Origin of the sequence: Ignatzschineria rhizosphaerae (assembly GCF_022655595.1) — a bacterium.
GTDB lineage: Bacteria > Pseudomonadota > Gammaproteobacteria > Cardiobacteriales > Wohlfahrtiimonadaceae > Ignatzschineria > Ignatzschineria rhizosphaerae.
On the sequence record NZ_CP093379.1, the window covers coordinates 3,040,407 to 3,057,931 of the forward strand.

Genomic DNA, 17,525 nt, shown 5'->3' on the forward strand with positions numbered 1-17,525 from the left:
TAAGGCGTAGATCATAGGTTTAAAGTGCAACTAACGGTATTGTTAGTCAGCCCTTTAAATCTTGAAAATGATCTATGTATAAAGGCAATAGATGTAAGTCTGGAAGTGACGATATGATATATATAAATCATGTTGCACCAAGCCACGCTCGTATGAAGAATTATCGAGACCAGAATATGCAAGACGCCCGTACATACGGGCGTTTTTGTGCTTGAAAAATTTAAGTTTTCTAAAATTATTAAGAGAGAAAGATCATGAGACCGTCAAAAAGAGCTGCTAATGAGATGCGTGAGCTACAATTTATTCCAAACTTTACCATGCATGCTGCTGGTTCTGTGTTAGCGGTATTTGGAAATACAAAAGTGCTCTGTACGGCATCGGTAGAAGAGCGAGTTCCTTCATTTTTACGAGGTGAGGGAAAAGGTTGGGTAACGGCAGAATATGGCATGTTACCAGGATCAACGCATACACGTTCAAATCGTGAAGCGGCAAGAGGTAAGCAAAGTGGGCGTACATTAGAGATTCAACGTTTAATAGGTCGCTCACTTCGAGCTGCTGTAAACCTTGAGTTGTTAGGGGAAAGAACGATCACAATTGATTGTGATGTATTACAAGCGGATGGAGGCACGAGAACGGCTTCAATCTCAGGTGCTTATATTGCACTTGTGATAGCGCTTCATAAATTAGTGGAAGAAGGGCTTTTAGCAAAATCACCATTAACTTGCCAAATTGGGGCGATTTCTGTGGGGATTTATCAAGGTGTGCCAGTGCTTGATCTTGATTACGCGGAAGATAGTAATGCAGATACTGATATGAATGTGATCATGACGAGTGATGGAAAGATCATTGAGGTGCAAGCAACAGCGGAGCAGGCGGCATTTGATAAGGCTGAGCTTCTTTCAATGCTTGATCTTGCTGAAATTGGTATTAAACAGATCGCAGAAGAGCAGCTTAAAGTATTAGCAGAGGTTATTGCTTAATTGATAGTCGATTCGGTTGAAGATGCGTTACATTAAAAGTAAAGCAGTATGATGTATCAAAATCAGCTTGCGTGATGCAGATAGAACTATTTTTGTGCTTTTCATAACCGATGCTCCGGCAATCTGATTTAGGGGATTTTAAAGCGATTTCACTATAATATTCCATCTATTAATCATCTGAAGAAATTGAAAGTAGTAAAAAGCCTTTACGTATGATGCGTAAAGGCTTTTCTTAAATCTATTTTGCTATATCTGTTAGTGGATCGCTTTTTTGAGGAATTGCTCTGTTTCTTGAATGAGATTGTCGGCAGTTAAGCCATATTCGGCAAGAATCTCTTCACGTTCACCATGTTCTGGGTAGTAATCTTTAATTCCAAAATGTTTAATTGGAAGGTAAAAACCCTCTTCATTAAGGAGCTCAGAAACTGCAGATCCGGCTCCCCCCATAATTGCGCCATCTTCAATGGTGATAATAGCTTTATGAGATGATGCTAAAGTCGTTAAGGTTGCTTGATCTAAGGGTTTTACAAAACGAAGATCGAGTAAGGTTGCATTAAAATGATTGGCAACGGCTTCGCTTGATTCAATCATTGCGCCAACGTTAATAACAAGCAACGCTTTACCTTCTTGTATAATTTGGCTTTTACCAAAAGGAATGGAGGGCATTGCATCTTTATTAATAGTTGTACTGATTTCTTTACCAATCCCTTTGCCACGAGGGTAGCGAACAGCTGCGGGTCCTTTGTATTGATAAGCGGTGGTAAGCATCTGGTAACACTCTTCTTCATTAGAAGGCGCCATAATCACCATGTTAGGAATGGTGCGTAAAAATGCTAAATCAAAAGTTCCTGCATGAGTTGCCCCATCAGGTCCCACAATACCGGCGCGATCAATGGCAAAAGTCACATCTAAATTTTGAATTGCAATATCGTGTACGAGCTGATCGTAAGCACGTTGTAAGAAGGTGGAGTAGATAGCAACAACAGGTTTTAAATTGCCAAGCGCCATTCCTGCGCCGAGAGTAACAGCGTGTTGCTCTGCAATTGCCGTGTCGAAGAATCTGTTGGGAAATTGCTGACTAAATTCAACTAACCCAGATCCTTCGCACATTGCCGGCGTAATAGCCATTAAGTTCGGATCAGCTTGTCCCATATCGCATAACCATTGTGAAAAAACTTGGGTATAAGTTAAATTGGATTTTTGCGTCGTTGATGTCGATGCCGGTTGTTCTTTTATTTCCACCTCAACTTCTGCTTTAACCGAGGCTGGTTTTTTAGCCGCTGAAACTGCATGAAATTTTACAGGCTCGGCTTCTGCTTTAGCGTAACCTTTTCCTTTTTTAGTCGTGATATGAAGGAATTTTGGTCCCGCTTTTTGTTTGAGGTTTTTCAGTGTTGTAATCAGTGTCGGTAAGTCATGCCCATCAATGGGGCCGAAATATTGGAAGCCAAATTCTTCAAAAATGACGCTCTTTTCCGCAACTGCACTTTTAACACGAGTTTCAGCACGCTTTGCTAAATCTAATGCGTGGGGAAACGGGAGGTTTTCTAAAATCTTAGCACCACTTTCACGAATGGATTGAAGAGTTGGTTTGGAAAGGGTGCGAGTGAGCATTGTGCTCAGTGCGCCAACATTTGGTGAGATCGACATGTTGTTATCATTGAGGATAACAAGCATGTTTGCTTTAAGATCTCCGGCATGATTGAGTGCTTCGAATGCTTGCCCTGCAGTTAATGCCCCATCACCAATGACGGCAATGAGTTGTTGCTCGGGATCTGCGTGATGTTTTGCACCAATTGCCATCCCAAGTGCCGCACTAATTGAGGTAGATGAGTGCCCAACACCAAAGGCATCATGAATATTTTCATTGATTGCCGGAAAAGGACCTAATCCGCCTTTTTGGCGAATGGTATGAATTTTATCTTTACGACCGGTTAAGATTTTGTGCGGATACGCTTGGTGACCGACATCCCAGACAATTTTATCATGCGGCGTATTAAAGACGTGATGAAGCGCAACCGTTAGCTCGACAACGCCAAGGCCAGATGCAAAGTGTCCTCCTGAATCTAAGACGCTATCGATCAGAAATTGTCTCAGTTCCGTAGAAACAGTCTCAAGATCATTGAGTGAAAGGTTTTTAAGATCAAGAGGGGATTGGATTTGATCAAGTAATGGCGTTGGATTCATAGTCAAACCTTAGTGATTGCGCTTTTGAATATAATTAGCAAGATCAATAAGCGGTTCTGCTTTTTTACCAAACGATGCTAAAAGCTCGATGGCGTTTGTTGTAAGGCCGTTGAGTTTCTCAACTGAAGAGTCCATGCCTAGTAGGGAAATATAGGTGGATTTATCCTGTAATAGATCGCTTCCTGGCATTTTTCCAAGCTCTTCCTTTGTTCCAGTGACATCTAAGATGTCATCTTTTATCTGGAAAGCAAGGCCAATATTGTCTGCATAGATAGATAGTTTATCATAAGTATCTTGATCCGTATTGCCCGCAATTGCACCAGCTAAGATTGCCGCTTTTATAAGGGCGCCGGTTTTTTTGCGGTGTATAGTTTCAAGCTCTTGTAGTGTAATTGTTTTATCTTCTGATTCAAGATCGATAAATTGTCCGCCAACCATTCCGGTTGTGCCACTTGCGGTGCTGTAGAGCTGAATAAGCTGTAATTTTTTCTCTGCGCTGAGTGTCGGGATTTGGCTCAGTAGCTCAAAACTATAGGTAAGGAGTGCATCGCCTGCAAGAATTGCGGTTGCTTCATCAAAGGCTTTATGACAGGTCGGTTTACCACGTCTAAAATCATCATCATCCATTGCCGGAAGGTCATCATGAATTAGAGAATAGGCGTGTATGCACTCAATGGCTGTAGCGATCGTATAAAGCGTTGACTTATCGGCACCAGAAAGCTCGCCACTAGCGAGTGTTAAAAGCGCTCGAAGGCGTTTACCTCCATTAAGAGTACTGTAGAGAATCGCTTCTCGTAAGCGCAAAGGTGCCTTAATTTGTGAAATTTGAGCATTGAAGGCGGCTTCAAAATCATGAAATTGATCATTAAACCAAGCTGTCGGCATGAAAGGTGGTTCCTTTAATCTTTTTTGAGTAATTGTGTAATGCGTTTTTCAGAAGCTTCAAGGCTCTCTTGGCATGCTTTTGTCAGTGCAATCCCTTCTTCAAACTTTGTTAAAGAATCCTCAAGAGAAAGTTCATCGCTTTCGAGCGCTTCAACAATTTTTGTTAATGCTTGGAGTTGGGATTCAATGCTTTGATTTTGGGTTATTTTATCGGACACAAATATTTCCTTAAAATAATTAATAATTCGGTCTCATATTCTAGATTGAGTGCGCGCTATATGCAATAATAATACCCTTAACACAGACAAAATCGAGATTAATGATTTTTGTTCTCTAATACCAAAATAATTGAAGGGGTGCCCGTGAGCTATATGAAGCGAATTACTACACTAATTTTACTGCTATTTGTGGGTGTTAGTATCGCTTTCTCTCAAGTACATCCTATTGGTTCAATTTTACAAAATGGCTTGGGAACGACTGAAAAAACTGAAGAAGTAGAGCTTTCGTTGCCTGATCCGATGAATATGACCACATCGTGGTGGGCATATTTTGAAACAAAAAAGGTCGGAGAGCTTCGTCAATCAGTGATTGATTTCTTAGAAAGAATCGAATCAGATCTTTCGCTTTTGCCAGATGAGATACAAAAACGGGAGATCCCAAGAATCTCCCATATTAGTGCCAATCTTTTTGCATATGTTGCATTAAAAGAGAAGCAAGTTACTAAAAAAGCGCCCAAACTTGCGTTACAAGATGAATATAATATTACTGAGCTATTAGCAATTATTCATCGTGAACGAGATTTAAGTACTGAATTAACCAGTATTCGAGAAGATATTCGGGATCAAGATGTACAGTATCGGGATTTAACAAGGCAGATTAATAATCAGTTTGTCTCTTATTTAGAGACGCAAGAGCAGAGCCTTGAGCGCTTTCAATCTGCTTTGAGAATTATTACTTTACAGACTGAGCAGGCACTTATTAATGAAAGATTGCGTCTTTTAAAAGCTAATTTGACGATATTAGAAGCTGAGTTTAACGAAATTCAAGAAGCCAAAAATGTAGCGATTAAAAGGTTAACATTTACCGAAGAAGAGCAGATTGAACTTGATGAGCGAATTAGTAATACAACCATTCGTTTGCAAGAAGCAAATACAAAGTTGTTGCGAGAGCAATCCCAGTTGCTATTATTGCCAGATGAAACGGTAGAAGATCAAGCTGTTGCGCGTTTGAGAAATCAGCGTGTTGCGAAAGAGAAGATCAATGTCGCAATTTTAGAAGCGCGACTAGATATGTATGAAAATGAGCAAGATACATTATTGATTTTATCGCAAGAAGAGGGGCTTGATGTTGAGCGTATTCAGAAGAACTATGCTGAGCGTCAGAGGATGCTACAAGATATTTTGGTTAAAGCAAAAGATTGGTTTAACCAAAATGAAGTAGAGCGAAGCAGTACCAATGCGTTGTTAGCAGATATTGAAATGCGAGGCGGCGTTAATGAGAATAACTTTCTTGCCGGCATTGCAAATGACCGTTTAACGCTGATTCAAGAGACTTCTGTTTTATTACAAAAATTACAAACAGAGATTGCAGATAGCCAGTTTATGGGGCGGATTCTGGAGAATCAATTATTACAATATCAAGGTGTTTTGCTAAACACGATTAATCGTACAAAAAGTAGCTTAAGTTATGCTTGGCGCAATGTAAAACAGCTCATTCGTATGCCGCTTTTTACCGTGGGTGAAACGCCAATTACGGCATTAAGTTTTGCGCAATTTCTCTTGATCGTTTTAGTTTGCTGGTGGATTGCATTTTGGCTTAATCGTATTTTTAATCGAATGGGCAATAAGCGTGGTGATGATAAATTGCCGGCCTATTATCTTGCGGGGCGTTTAACTTATTATGCGATTATTTTGTTTGGATTCCTTTATGGGTTAACGGCTGTTGGAATTGACTTTACCAACTTCGCATTAGTTGCGGGGGCATTGGCTATTGGACTAGGATTTGGTTTACAGTCAATTGTAAACAACTTTGTTTCAGGGTTAATTCTTCTATTTGAGCGCTCCATTAAAGTAGGCGACTTTATCGAGCTTTATGATCAAAAAAGTGGTAAACCGCTTTGGGGAGAAGTTAAAGAGATTAACGTTCGAGCGACCATTATCTCGGATAATGACAACGTTGATATCGTCATACCAAACTCAGAATTTATTAATACAAAGATGCTCAACTGGACGCTTAAAGAGCCTCAGCGCCGAATGCGTTATCCTTTTAGGGTTGCTTATGGCACAGATAAAGAGTTAGTTCGTGAAGCCGTATTAGAGCAAGCCGAAGCATTGCCACATACCTTAAAAGGAATTCCAGGGCGAAATCCTGCTGTTTGGTTGGTTGATTTTAAAGATCACTATTATGAGTTTGAATTAGTGGTCTGGTTAACAGCGCGAGCCGTTAAAAGACCTAATGGGATCAGAGCAGCCTATATGTGGGCAATTGATACGGCGCTTCGGGAGAATAATATCGAGATTCCGGTGCCACAAAGAGAGCATCGTTTTAGAGATGGTGCGGTATTACCGGTGGAGAAGGTTCGCCGAGAGATATTAGAAGATGAAGAGATGCTTGAAGATTTCGAAAATGAATTTAATGATGGTAAGCGCAGTTCGGTATAGATCGGTTATAATACTTGCCAAAATGATTTTGAAATAGAACAGAGGCAATGGAGAATTAAGAGTATTAAATAGTATATTCTCCTTGCGTGAGTTTAAAGAATTGAAGAATTAGTCGATAAAGAAACGAGATAAAGAAACGACATGAAAAAGATGACTTTCCAAGAGATGATTTTTACGTTGCAAACTTATTGGGCTGAGCAAGGTTGCGCCGTATTACAGCCTTATGATATCGAAGTAGGTGCGGGAACATTCCATACGGCAACCTTCCTTCGAGCGCTTGGACCTGAGCCATGGGCAGCGGCTTATGTTCAACCATCAAGACGTCCAACAGATGGTCGTTATGGTGAAAACCCTAACCGTTTACAACATTACTATCAGTTTCAAGTGGCGATTAAGCCATCTCCTGAGAATATGCAAGAGCTCTATTTAGGCTCACTTGAAGCACTTGGTATCGATACTTCAAAGCATGATATTCGTTTTGTTGAAGATGACTGGGAATCCCCAACACTCGGTGCTTGGGGCTTAGGTTGGGAAGTTTGGTTAAATGGGATGGAAGTGACGCAGTTTACCTATTTCCAACAAGCAGGTGGTCTTGAGTGTAAGCCTGTGTTAGGGGAAATCACTTATGGTTTAGAGCGTTTTGCGATGTATGTGCAAGATGTAGAGAGTGTTTATGATCTTGTATGGTCAGATGGGCCATTTGGGACGATTACTTATGGGGATGTTTTCCATCAAAATGAGGTGGAGCAATCACACTACAACTTCTCTCATGCGGATGTTGAGTTCTTACTAAATTCTTTCAACTTCTATGAGAAAGAGGTTGCAAGATTATTAGAAGCGAATCTTGCATTACCGGCATATGAGATGGTTCTCAAAGCCTCCCACGCATTTAACTTACTTGATGCGCGTAAAGCAATCTCAGTAACGGAGCGTCAAGGCTATATTTTACGTGTTCGTAAAATGGCAGGAATGGTTGCACAGAGCTACTATGAATCAAGAGAGAAGTTAGGCTTCCCAATGCTCAATAAAGCAAAATAATAAAAAAGAGACAGATGATATGGGCAACCGATCATCTGTTTTTTTCATATAGAGTATTTAAATTAATTGAATCAGATTGTCCAATGACAAAAGAGAATGGTAGAAAAGATATGGATATGCAGAAATATTTAGATTGTGCTTTAGAGGCTTCAGAGATCGCTAGAAAGCTCATTGCAACAGCCTATGATGAAAATGCGTTTAAAATTGAGATTAAAGCAGATGCAACGCCAGTAACAGAAGTGGATATCGCGGTTGAGAAAGCAATCTATGACCATATTTCTAAAGCGTTTCCTGACCATGGTTTTTATGGAGAAGAGAGCGGTCAAAAGAATATGACCTCAGACTTCATTTGGTTAATTGATCCCATTGATGGTACTAAAGCATTTGTTAGAAGACGCCCGATGTTTTCATGCCAAATTGCGCTGATGTATAAAGGGGAGATTATCTTAGGTGTTTCAACAGCCCCTTGCTTTAATGGTGGTGAGCGTATTTACGCATTAAAAGGTAAAGGCGCGTTCTTAGAAGATAAGAAAATCTCTATAAGCGATATTACAGAATTATCACAAGCGGTATTCTCTTCAGGAAATTTAAAACGCTTAACACAAGATACTGAGAAGTGGGCAAATTACGGAAAATTAGTAGGGCAAGTAAATTCGACTCGTGGTTTTGGAGATTTCTTGCAATATCATTTCTTAGCAACAGGGAAGCTTGATCTGATTGTTGAATCTGATGTCAATATTTTAGATATCGCAGCGCTCTCAATTATTGTGAATGAAGCAGGCGGTAAGATGACAGCATTAGATGGTAAAGCGATCGACCTTGAAGTCACAACGATTTTAGCGGCAACACCAAGCCTTCATGCAAAAGCTTTAGAGATTTTACAATATTAAGTATGATGAATCACTAAAATTGTGCTATAAAAACAGTATAATAAAGACAATTAAGGTTATCGTGATGATGATCTATAAATAGATATTAGATGCCGTCAATAAACAGTGATTTATTGGCGGTATTTCTTATGAGTAGAAGAATGAGGGGATTGAAACGTGAAGCTTTGGGGATTAAAACTAGGGGCAGTAAGCCTATTTTGTTTTCTGTTAATGGCATGTGCGCCGCAGCAGCCAACAAAATTATCACCTTCTTATATTTCAGGCGGTCCTTTAACAGAGCGTTTAAAAAATTATGGGTTAGAGAAGGGGGATGAGGTTTTAATTCGGATTTTTAAAGAGGAGTCTATGTTAGAACTCTGGATGAAGCCTGCAGGAAAAGAGCAGTATATTCATTTTTCTAATTATCCTATCTGTAATTTTTCAGGTACTTTAGGACCAAAGGTTTACGAAGGGGATCGTCAAGCGCCTGAAGGCTTCTATCGGGTGAATAAGCATGCTCTCAATCCTTATAGTCGCTTTTATAAATCCTTTAATCTTGGTTACCCCAATAGATTTGATCGCTCTTTAGGGCGTACTGGAAATTATCTGATGGTTCATGGGAAATGTGATTCTGTCGGCTGTTATGCGATGACTGATGAGCAGATTGAAGAGATCTATAGTTTAGTGGAGATGGCACTCAAAAATGGGCAAGAGTATGTGGAAGTGCAAGCGTATCCTTTTAGAATGGATGCCGCGCGTTTAGAGCAAGAAAAAGGCTCAAAGCATTATGCTTTTTGGGGAAATTTACAAGAAGGCTATGAGCAATTTGAGAAAGCGCAGAGCCCACTTAATTATGGTGTTCAGAAAGGGCGATATCTATTTAACAAGTAGGCTTGTCAATTGGGGGGATATCTAGTATCTTATGCTCCTTAACCAATATAAAGGAAAAGTGGCCGAGTGGTTGAAGGCGCTCGCCTGGAAAGCGGGTATACGTTAGTAGCGTATCGAGGGTTCGAATCCCTCCTTTTCCGCCAGACACATAAGACCCTAACATTTGTTAGGGTTTTTTATTGCCTGAAATAAACAAAAATAAGGGGTATATCAGCGTTTTTGGAGATTTTGAGATTTGGATAAGATCTTATAGCATTTGTTGAAATGCGTTTACTTCACTGAAAATAGTTGGTAACTTTGTTGGTAAACCTGAAAAGGAATATATATTTACCAACAAAATAGCGGAAATAGGCAATGAAACTTAACTTTTCCAAGATCAAGGCAATTAAACCACAAGAAAAACTTACTAAGCATTCGGATGGTGGTGGGCTAGCTCTTTGGGTTTACCCTACGGGGAAAATGCGCTGGGCATTGGCATATAGGGAAGATGGGAAGCAAAAGACGGCTTATTTAGGAGATTATCCTGCTTATTCATTGGCTGAAGCTAGGTCATGGCGCGATGAGATTAAAAATAGACTAGCTAGATCCTTGCCAGCAATCGATTCAACACTTAAAGATGAGGCTTATCTTTACAAGAATGTATTTGAGGAATGGTATGCGCGTTGGGCTGGAGAAAAAAAGAGTCAGAAATATTCGCAACAAGTAAAAAATGCCATTTATGCCAATGTAATGGATGATTTGGGGAAAATGGATGTTAGGGAAATAAGGCCTTTTACCATTGTTCAGGCGTTGCGGGGTATGGAAGAGCGGGGAGTGTTAGAGTATTTAAGGCGCGTTAAATCCTCGTTAAAGATGAGTTTTGATTATGCTGTTAGTTGTGGGTTAATAGACTTTAATCCAGTTGTAGCTGTGGGTACCCAATCATTCAAGAAAGCTGAGAAAAAGCACTTTGATGCACTTAATCCTGAAGAGTTGCCGTTGCTCATTGAAAAATTAGAGAATAGGGAAATATCAGGAGTAACACGCTTAGCTATATATTGGCAGTTCCTCACAATGACGCGACCAATTGAGGCTGTCAGCGCTCGATGGGAGGATATTAACCTTGAAAAGAAGCATTGGGAGATCCCAGCGGAAGTAATGAAGAAAAGCCGGCCACATATTATCCCGTTAAATGACTTTCTTATTTCGCTGCTACCGGAAATTAAAAGCATGAATACGCGTGATACTTATCTTTTTGAGGGGATGGATTACGGTACGCACTTAAACAGGGAAACGCCTAGAATTACGTTGAGAAGATCTGGTCTAAATAGTACCGCTCATGGATTGCGTGCTTTAGCTGCTACAATACTTGAGGAAGCGGGATATCCAGAGGCTGTTATTAAAGCTGGGCTTTCCCACGCCAAAGGCGGTGGGGATCAAACTACCCCAGCTTATTTAAGATCCACATTTTATGATGAGCGAGTTGGCATGATGGATTATCTAGGGGGAGTTGTAGAGCGTGCGCGTAAAGACTTCCTTGATTAAGTCTCCCAACTTTTCGGGAGATCGGTCCAAACTTGGACTGATTGAATTAGATCAACGCATTTTTGCGTAGGTTAGTCGGAATTCCGACTGACCATTGGTGGGCGTGATATCCCGGCAACGTCTATCGTTATTCCGATAGACCTATTTTAGGTGTATTTATTTTTCAATATTGAATAGATCAGCAATAAAATTATTTAGTTCTTTTATTTGTCTATCATAATCTTCTTTAGTTACTGGTGTTTTTAATGTGTCCATAAATTCTTTGAGCTTTTGGTCAGTTTGTTGTTTTTCTAAATCCTGGTCATAAATCATTGCATCATGATGATCGGATAGTTCCCTTGATGCTTCTGTATCGCCATTAATTGCGAGATTAAGTAGCTCCCAATCATTTTCAATTTGCTTATAGTTTATATTTTCATCCGTCCATGCCCCAGGGCATTTTTTTAAATATAAGTATGGGTACTTAATTATTAATTCCCACAGTTTTTGTTCTTCAAAAGATAATAAATCTTTTCTTGTAATAGCTAGAATTACAAATCTTCTAGACTCTTCAATTTGCCATAGCTTATCGGCATAATCTGCTACAGATTGTTGCGAATCCTCAAATAAATCTACACTTTTGAGGCTTTCTTCTAAAGCCCATTCTATATAGTTAGTTACACTTCTACGCTGAATCCTAGCCGCTACTTCAACCAAGTATTTTACTTTTGGTTCTAGCCTTACTGATGTGGCCTCTTTTCTGGGTTGGGGGGTTCTAGCCATAATTTTTATCCTGCTTGCGAGATAATGAATTGTTTAGTTTTCGCTTGTATAGCGATTGATATGAAGAGATTATTACTTTTTTGGTTTGAATAGTAAAGTTTTAAACCTTTATGTGTCTTTTAAGCTTTATTTGGTTTTTTAATATTTGATTGCTTTTTAAATACAGCTTAGCTATTATCAATTTTAGGACTTGGTGTTGTTTATATTTAAGGGAAATGAGATGGAAGAAAATAAAATTAAAGATTTGGGCTTAAGTGATGAGCATATCCTTTGGGATCGTGACACTGTCAGTAGTGTGATTGGCTTAAAAGCTAACGGGGTCTATTCAGCAATAAAGAATGATGGCTTTCCCGCCCCACTGAGAATTGGGGGGAGAAAAAGTTTATGGAAAAAGTCAGATGTATTAGCGTGGATTGATTCACGTCCACAAGAGTTAAGTTATTAATAGGAGTATTAGAAGTGAGTAAAAAACCATTAACAAGAGCGCAGATTTTAGATCAGTTTGCGCGGAGACATGACAAGATTCTTGCAGCTTTGGATACGCTTGATTTTAAGGGTATTTTTGAAATGAAAAGCGATATTAGATATGAGTTAAGTCTAATGGAGAAGTTGATAGAGGATCTAGCCAATGAAGAAAAATAACTTAAGTGCTGAATTGCTTTTGATTGTGTTTATCCAAAGTTTTAATGATTTGATTCATCAATACACCAATATTCTCATTAATCATTTAGCTAAAGGAGAAACGGCTCAAGGGTTAGAATTGGCATATCAAATTGATGATGATCTAAAACAGTTGTTTGAAGATATTGAAGCAATACAAACGAAACTTAATTTTTAATAAAGGCAATAAAAATGGTTGTAGAAGATGAACAATTAGCAATAGCAAAGGGCTCAATATGGGATGCTAGATCTCTTAATGGAGAATATTTGCGCGTTGCATTAAACCAAGTGGAGTTGCTTACTATGAGTATGCATAAAGGTAATACTAGTTTCATTGAGGATGGGTTAGAAATGCTACGGAATTATTTACAGGATAATCTTACTCATGTTGAGATCTTAGCGGGTGACGCTAAAAAGGATTATTTAGACTTTAGAGAGGCAATAAAAAAGCGCGAATCCGACAAGAAACACGCTTAATACTATCCAAATAAGATTAGAGGAGGTTGCACCCTCCTTTAATCCTTTAAATGATAAGGATAATCATCATGTTATATCAGAAAGATCTATCTTTCAAGCGCTATCACGCGCCTAAAGTCCTGTAAGGGGGCATTATGGTGAGTTATACCGCAAGGAGCAGAGAAAGAGAGAAAGACAAGAAAAAGAGGCTTAAGTTTTCTGAGCGTATTAATAACAGTGGTTTTTTCCCATCTCGTAGGGATGTTATTTTCAGCGAAGAATATCAACGTTTGGGCGCTTCTGCCGTTAAGCTATATCATGATGTAAGCGCTCATTGGGATGGTAAGAATAATGGGGATCTATGCGTTACTTATAGCGTTATGAATAAGCTTCATGGGTGGGCATCAAATGGAACGCTTAGAAGAGCACTAAAAGAGTTATTAGATGCGCGTTTTTTAGTATTAACTAGGGAGGGCGATAGAAATAGGCCAGCTTTATATGCTTTAACGACTGTTCCAATTGATAAATGCTTAGATGAGAATGGTTTTAGTAAGATCCATATCGAACCGACATCACGAGCCCCAGATTGGTGGCGAGATCCTCCGAAACATTAGAGCGCCAATTTAGGCGCTTTTTTTACGTCCTAATATTTATTTATATTAACTCTTGGGGTCTCAAAATAGGACTACGTTATCCGCTCACTGGGCTCAAAATAGGACTACAACACACCAATAAATGGCTTTCGTGGTCTCAAAATGAGCCCAGTTAAGTGTTATTTACTCGTTTGCGTGGTCTCAAAACAGGACACCTTTATATATAAAGCCATATACCTGCATATTCATATGCGCCAATGTAAGAAAGAAACACAGAAAGAGATCGGGCAGAATAATTGTCCGCCCACCAATTGTGATTAAGCTTACGAAACTTTCGTATGGTGATGGAGCGAGCGAAACTTCCGCCCGCTTAAAGTTGAGCAGTGAGATTTTACTTATCCTAGATGACAAGCCAAAATTGGACAGTCCCCAAATTTGGGGTTAGTGAGTCGATGTGCAAAAATGCGTTACGGGAAATCCCGCATCGGGTGAGCGCGTAAAAGTTTTACTCGCTACCGATAACGACTACCCAATTTTGGGGAGCCACTTTATTTAATTGATGATGGATAAACATTGATTAATTGTTAGGCAATAGTAAGTCTTTAAAGTCCTTGTTTATTTGTTACTGTGCTTTAGCAAATAGCCCTATTTACCTGTGTTTTTAACATGCTAATAATGAAATTCTACATTATTGTAATTTAAGGGTTAGTTTATGAAAGTTCATGAGATTAGAGAGAAGAAAGCTAAAGTCGTTTACGACATGCGCCAATTGGTTACTAAGGCAGAAGAAGAAAAACGAGAGCTTACCAGTGATGAGGTTGAGCAATTTACCAAAATGAAAGGCGAGATTGAGAGCTTGGAAGCCAAAGAAGATCGCGCGTTATTTTTGGATCAGCAAGAGAGAAGTCAGCCCGCAGACAAATCATTTCAAACACTTGAGAAGAAAGTAACGGTATTGGATGCCTTACAAGCTCAATTAGATGGCGGTGTTAGTGGGGCTTTGAGAGAGTTTAACCAAGAAACAGAAATGCGAACCGGTAAAAAGGCGCAGGGGATCTATGTTCCTCTATCTGCTTTTGAAAAGCGGGATGCTCAAACGACTCAAACAGCTGCCGGTATTGTGCCAAGTGACTTTTACGCGAGCGAATATATCGGGCCATTAAGAAATAGCCTATTAATGCGAACATTGGGCATTAGAACGATGACAGGCTTGCGCGGTGATGTAGTTATTCCAAAGTATAAAACAGGAATGACAGCCGGTTGGGTCTCAGAGAATGAAGCATTAACTAAAAGTGGTGGTAGTTTCCAAAATGTTGAGATGAAGCCTAAACACGTTGGGGCATTGACCGAGTTAAGCCGCCAATTAATCCAACAATCAAGCCCTGATATTAATAGCTTGGTAACAGATGATATTTCTTTTGTGATGGCCGATGCTTTAGATCAAGCGATTTTATCGGGTGATGGAGTGAAAGAGCCTTTAGGGATTTTAAAAACGACCGGCATTCAAAAAGGATCATTAACAGATCCTACATGGGAGTCTATTCTCAAGTTAAGTGAGCTTTTAGACGTTAGAAATGTAGAAAATGCAAAATATATCACTAATCCAACAGTGATGCGTGTATTACGATCTATCGAAAAATCACAAGGTACTGCTCAATATCTTGCTACCAGTAACACTATTGGAGATGTTGGAGCATCAATTACGAATCAAATGGCAGGAAAAGGGTTGCTACTGGGTGATTTTAGCCAATATGTATTGGGTATTTGGTCGGAAGTGGATTTATTAGTGAATCCTTATGCTGAATCCGCTTATAACAAGGGGAATGTGCTTGTTAGAGCATTAATGACAGCGGGAACGGCTTGCCGAAATGCTGAGGCATTTGTTCATGTGGATGATCTTCCAACGGGTGAGGCAGGTTAATCATGGAATTAAGAGCGGCTGAGGGATTAAAAGTAAAAGATCAGCGCGTAACTGGATATGCTGCCGTATTTGATTCGGTGGCAGATCTTGGGGCTTTTAAGGAAGTTATTAGAAAAGGCGCGTTTTCAAATGCCTTAAAAAGTGGTGTAAATATCAGGGCATTAGGCTTTCATGCTGATAATGCTTTGTTAGGAACGACTAAGGCGGGAACCTTAACCCTGAGAGAAGATGAAAAAGGCTTATTTTTCGATCTTTTATTGCCTGATACGACACATGGGCGAGATATTGCGGAATTGGTTGCGCGTGGGGATATTTCTGGCTGCTCTTTTGGCTTTTTTCCAGTGGATGAGATTTGGAATGGGGAGTTACGGGAATTATTGGATCTTGAGTTAGTCGAGATTACTTTAACCCCTAACCCAGCTTATACGGATACGAGTGTAGCTTTAAGAAGTAAAATAAACCGCCGGAAGAGCGTTCAGCGGTTATGGTTGGATACGGTGCTATGATTAAACGACTAAAAAGCCTATTTAAGGCTGAAACTAGATCCGATGGGGATAATTACTGGGAACATTGGCAAATGTTGCGCGGTGGCGGGATAAATCCTGAAATCGCTGAATCTGTTAGTTCAGTTTATGCTTGTGTGAGCGTTATAAGCGAAACTATTGGAAGTTTGCCACTTCATCTATATAAAAATGATGATAAGCGCAGCAAAGCCACCAATAATAGCTTGTATGAAGTGCTTCATAGTATTTCTAATGAGTACCAGACAGCGGTTGAGTTCAGGGAATGGATGACAGCTTGCTATTTATTGCGGGGAAATGCTTATGCTTTGGTTGAGCGAGGGCGTGATGGGCAGGTTATAAGCCTTAATCCACTTCATCCTGATTCGGTAAGTATTGTTAAGGTTGGAGATTCTTATCAGTATCAAACGGTTAAAAATGGCAAGCCTATCCGACTGTTACCGCATGAAATATTCCATATTAAGCATAGAGCGGGAAATAATCCTTTATTAGGAGTCAGCCCTATTCAGGCTTCGAGTGGTGCTATTGATTTGGCATTAGCTGAGCAACAGCATGGAAATGCTACTTTTACTAATGGGGCTAAGCTTCAAGGAATCTTAAACTTTCCGGGAGCGTTAAAGCCTGATCAACTAACACGCCTTAGAGAGGGGTGGAGTAATCAGCATAGTGGCGCTAAAAACAGTGGTAAAACTCCTATTCTTGAGGAGGGAATTACTTATCAGCCTATTAGCATGACTTTACAGGATAGCGAGTGGATCGCTTCAAGGCAGTTCAGCGTTGAGGAAGTGGCTCGTATTTTTAGGGTGCCGCCTACCATGATCGGGGATCTAAGGCATGGTAACTATTCCAACAGTGTAGAGTTAGCTAGGCAGTTTGTAACCATTACATTACGCCGTCATTTAGTCGCATGGGAGCAGGCGATTAATAAACAACTCTTAACATCAGCGGGTAGAAAGGCTTACTTTTCTGAGCATAGTGTGGAGGGTCTATTAAGGGGTGATTCCAATAATAGAGCAGAGTTCTATAAGTCAGGCATAGAAGCAGGGTGGTTATTACCTAGTGAAGCACGGCAGTTGGAAAACCTGCCAACCGTTGAAGCTGGGTCATTAGATGAGCGCTACGAAAAAGTTGTAGCGTCAAAAGATGAGGAAAAGATAGATGAAGAAGCATAAGCCTAATGTGATTGCGGGTACTATCAGACAACCTAAAAGCGGGAGTAAAACAGTAAAAGAGAAGCAGGAAGCCAATGGGCGAGCCTTATCTCTTAACTCGGTCGCATGGAAGCGCTTAAGAGCCTATCAGTTAAGCTTATTTCCGTTGTGTGAGCATTGTTCTCGTATTGGGTTGACTAATCCGGCCACTGATGTGGATCACATGGACAATAACCCCTCTAATAACAGCATGGAGAACCTACAAAGCCTTTGTAAGCCATGCCACAGCCGAAAAACAAACCAAGATATGGGGAATAGGGTGGCTTTTGGTTGTGATGAGTATGGCAATCCACTAGATCCAACTCATGAATGGAACGATTAACAGCTCATCCACCAATGGTGGTTGGGTAAAAAAAATCGCAAAAAA

At 40.0% G+C, this 17,525-nt stretch carries 19 protein-coding genes and 1 tRNA gene; 16 read left to right on the top strand and 4 right to left on the bottom strand.

The annotated features are described in order from the left end of the window. The first annotated feature begins 254 nt into the window (after window positions 1-254). Window positions 255-980 (top strand): ribonuclease PH, encoded by a 726-nt coding sequence (gene rph, locus MMG00_RS13940; protein WP_242149504.1) that lies wholly within the window; start codon window positions 255-257, stop codon window positions 978-980. 255 nt (window positions 981-1,235) lie between these two features. Here the strand turns inward: rph and dxs are convergent, their stop codons facing one another. Genes dxs through xseB form a run of 3 tightly spaced genes read right to left on the bottom strand, consistent with a single transcriptional unit; the run spans window position 1,236 to window position 4,270 of the window. After that, window positions 1,236-3,167, bottom strand: coding sequence for a 1-deoxy-D-xylulose-5-phosphate synthase (dxs, locus tag MMG00_RS13945; RefSeq protein ID WP_242149507.1), 1,932 nt, complete (start codon window positions 3,165-3,167; stop codon window positions 1,236-1,238). Between the two features lie 9 nt (window positions 3,168-3,176). After that, window positions 3,177-4,052 carry a polyprenyl synthetase family protein gene (locus MMG00_RS13950; RefSeq protein ID WP_242149510.1) on the bottom strand — a complete coding sequence of 292 codons (876 nt, stop codon included), beginning with the start codon at window positions 4,050-4,052 and terminating at the stop codon, window positions 3,177-3,179. A gap of 14 nt (window positions 4,053-4,066) precedes the next feature. Continuing rightward, window positions 4,067-4,270, bottom strand: coding sequence for an exodeoxyribonuclease VII small subunit (xseB, locus tag MMG00_RS13955; protein WP_242149513.1), 204 nt, complete (start codon window positions 4,268-4,270; stop codon window positions 4,067-4,069). Window positions 4,271-4,423: 153 nt separating this feature from the next. Between xseB and MMG00_RS13960 the strand changes: the two genes are divergently transcribed. The 6 genes from MMG00_RS13960 (at window position 4,424) to MMG00_RS13985 (ending at window position 11,034) form a co-directional block, all read left to right on the top strand. After that, window positions 4,424-6,712 (top strand): mechanosensitive ion channel domain-containing protein, encoded by a 2,289-nt coding sequence (locus MMG00_RS13960; protein ID WP_242149516.1) that lies wholly within the window; start codon window positions 4,424-4,426, stop codon window positions 6,710-6,712. Between the two features lie 141 nt (window positions 6,713-6,853). Beyond that, window positions 6,854-7,750, top strand: a complete 897-nt coding sequence (gene glyQ / locus MMG00_RS13965) for a glycine--tRNA ligase subunit alpha (RefSeq protein WP_242149521.1) — start codon at window positions 6,854-6,856, stop codon at window positions 7,748-7,750. 110 nt (window positions 7,751-7,860) lie between these two features. Then, window positions 7,861-8,640, top strand: a complete 780-nt coding sequence (locus MMG00_RS13970) for an inositol monophosphatase family protein (protein WP_432805956.1) — start codon at window positions 7,861-7,863, stop codon at window positions 8,638-8,640. Between the two features lie 156 nt (window positions 8,641-8,796). Further along, entirely contained in the window at window positions 8,797-9,510 is a 714-nt protein-coding gene (locus tag MMG00_RS13975; protein WP_242149528.1) for a L,D-transpeptidase family protein, read from the top strand. A gap of 52 nt (window positions 9,511-9,562) precedes the next feature. Beyond that, window positions 9,563-9,653: transfer RNA gene (locus MMG00_RS13980), tRNA-Ser, on the top strand. A 211-nt stretch (window positions 9,654-9,864) separates the two neighbouring features. Beyond that, window positions 9,865-11,034, top strand: a complete 1,170-nt coding sequence (locus tag MMG00_RS13985) for a tyrosine-type recombinase/integrase (RefSeq protein ID WP_242149531.1) — start codon at window positions 9,865-9,867, stop codon at window positions 11,032-11,034. A 156-nt stretch (window positions 11,035-11,190) separates the two neighbouring features. Here the strand turns inward: MMG00_RS13985 and MMG00_RS13990 are convergent, their stop codons facing one another. After that, window positions 11,191-11,796 (bottom strand): hypothetical protein, encoded by a 606-nt coding sequence (locus MMG00_RS13990; RefSeq protein ID WP_242149535.1) that lies wholly within the window; start codon window positions 11,794-11,796, stop codon window positions 11,191-11,193. Between the two features lie 220 nt (window positions 11,797-12,016). Here MMG00_RS13990 and MMG00_RS13995 point away from each other — a divergent pair, with 220 nt between their 5' ends. The 9 genes from MMG00_RS13995 to MMG00_RS14035 all read left to right on the top strand — a co-directional run bounded on the left by MMG00_RS13995 (window position 12,017) and on the right by MMG00_RS14035 (window position 17,480). After that, window positions 12,017-12,241 (top strand): helix-turn-helix transcriptional regulator, encoded by a 225-nt coding sequence (locus MMG00_RS13995; RefSeq protein ID WP_242149539.1) that lies wholly within the window; start codon window positions 12,017-12,019, stop codon window positions 12,239-12,241. A 14-nt stretch (window positions 12,242-12,255) separates the two neighbouring features. After that, window positions 12,256-12,438, top strand: a complete 183-nt coding sequence (locus MMG00_RS14000; RefSeq protein ID WP_242149542.1) for a hypothetical protein — start codon at window positions 12,256-12,258, stop codon at window positions 12,436-12,438. Further along, window positions 12,425-12,634 carry a hypothetical protein gene (locus MMG00_RS14005; RefSeq protein ID WP_242149547.1) on the top strand — a complete coding sequence of 70 codons (210 nt, stop codon included), beginning with the start codon at window positions 12,425-12,427 and terminating at the stop codon, window positions 12,632-12,634. The genes MMG00_RS14000 and MMG00_RS14005 overlap by 14 nt, the downstream gene beginning before the upstream one ends. 14 nt (window positions 12,635-12,648) lie before the next feature. Beyond that, entirely contained in the window at window positions 12,649-12,933 is a 285-nt protein-coding gene (locus tag MMG00_RS14010; protein WP_242149551.1) for a hypothetical protein, read from the top strand. Between the two features lie 134 nt (window positions 12,934-13,067). Next, on the top strand, window positions 13,068-13,526 hold the full coding sequence (locus tag MMG00_RS14015) for a hypothetical protein (RefSeq protein WP_242149553.1): 459 nt from the start codon (window positions 13,068-13,070) through the stop codon (window positions 13,524-13,526). Between the two features lie 691 nt (window positions 13,527-14,217). Next, window positions 14,218-15,426, top strand: a complete 1,209-nt coding sequence (locus MMG00_RS14020; protein WP_242149558.1) for a phage major capsid protein — start codon at window positions 14,218-14,220, stop codon at window positions 15,424-15,426. 2 nt (window positions 15,427-15,428) lie between these two features. Beyond that, window positions 15,429-15,932 (top strand): HK97 family phage prohead protease, encoded by a 504-nt coding sequence (locus tag MMG00_RS14025; RefSeq protein ID WP_242149561.1) that lies wholly within the window; start codon window positions 15,429-15,431, stop codon window positions 15,930-15,932. After that, entirely contained in the window at window positions 15,929-17,119 is a 1,191-nt protein-coding gene (locus MMG00_RS14030; RefSeq protein ID WP_242149565.1) for a phage portal protein, read from the top strand. The genes MMG00_RS14025 and MMG00_RS14030 overlap by 4 nt, the downstream gene beginning before the upstream one ends. Beyond that, window positions 17,106-17,480, top strand: a complete 375-nt coding sequence (locus MMG00_RS14035; RefSeq protein ID WP_242149568.1) for an HNH endonuclease — start codon at window positions 17,106-17,108, stop codon at window positions 17,478-17,480. Before MMG00_RS14030 ends, MMG00_RS14035 begins: the two co-directional genes overlap by 14 nt. Window positions 17,481-17,525 lie beyond the last annotated feature (45 nt).

What these genes read in the sequence shown, in the direction of transcription:
- MMG00_RS13970 (WP_432805956.1), top strand. Translation starts at nt 7,861, where the DNA reads ATGGATATGCAGAAATATTTAGATTGTGCTTTAGAGGCTTCAGAGATC.
- MMG00_RS14035 (WP_242149568.1), top strand. Translation starts at nt 17,106, where the DNA reads ATGAAGAAGCATAAGCCTAATGTGATTGCGGGTACTATCAGACAACCT.
- MMG00_RS13990 (WP_242149535.1), bottom strand. Translation starts at nt 11,796, where the DNA reads ATGGCTAGAACCCCCCAACCCAGAAAAGAGGCCACATCAGTAAGGCTA.
- MMG00_RS14025 (WP_242149561.1), top strand. Translation starts at nt 15,429, where the DNA reads ATGGAATTAAGAGCGGCTGAGGGATTAAAAGTAAAAGATCAGCGCGTA.
- MMG00_RS14010 (WP_242149551.1), top strand. Translation starts at nt 12,649, where the DNA reads ATGGTTGTAGAAGATGAACAATTAGCAATAGCAAAGGGCTCAATATGG.
- rph (WP_242149504.1), top strand. Translation starts at nt 255, where the DNA reads ATGAGACCGTCAAAAAGAGCTGCTAATGAGATGCGTGAGCTACAATTT.
- MMG00_RS13960 (WP_242149516.1), top strand. Translation starts at nt 4,424, where the DNA reads ATGAAGCGAATTACTACACTAATTTTACTGCTATTTGTGGGTGTTAGT.
- MMG00_RS14030 (WP_242149565.1), top strand. Translation starts at nt 15,929, where the DNA reads ATGATTAAACGACTAAAAAGCCTATTTAAGGCTGAAACTAGATCCGAT.
- MMG00_RS13985 (WP_242149531.1), top strand. Translation starts at nt 9,865, where the DNA reads ATGAAACTTAACTTTTCCAAGATCAAGGCAATTAAACCACAAGAAAAA.
- dxs (WP_242149507.1), bottom strand. Translation starts at nt 3,167, where the DNA reads ATGAATCCAACGCCATTACTTGATCAAATCCAATCCCCTCTTGATCTT.
- MMG00_RS14005 (WP_242149547.1), top strand. Translation starts at nt 12,425, where the DNA reads ATGAAGAAAAATAACTTAAGTGCTGAATTGCTTTTGATTGTGTTTATC.
- MMG00_RS14020 (WP_242149558.1), top strand. Translation starts at nt 14,218, where the DNA reads ATGAAAGTTCATGAGATTAGAGAGAAGAAAGCTAAAGTCGTTTACGAC.
- MMG00_RS13995 (WP_242149539.1), top strand. Translation starts at nt 12,017, where the DNA reads ATGGAAGAAAATAAAATTAAAGATTTGGGCTTAAGTGATGAGCATATC.
- MMG00_RS14015 (WP_242149553.1), top strand. Translation starts at nt 13,068, where the DNA reads ATGGTGAGTTATACCGCAAGGAGCAGAGAAAGAGAGAAAGACAAGAAA.
- MMG00_RS13950 (WP_242149510.1), bottom strand. Translation starts at nt 4,052, where the DNA reads ATGCCGACAGCTTGGTTTAATGATCAATTTCATGATTTTGAAGCCGCC.
- glyQ (WP_242149521.1), top strand. Translation starts at nt 6,854, where the DNA reads ATGAAAAAGATGACTTTCCAAGAGATGATTTTTACGTTGCAAACTTAT.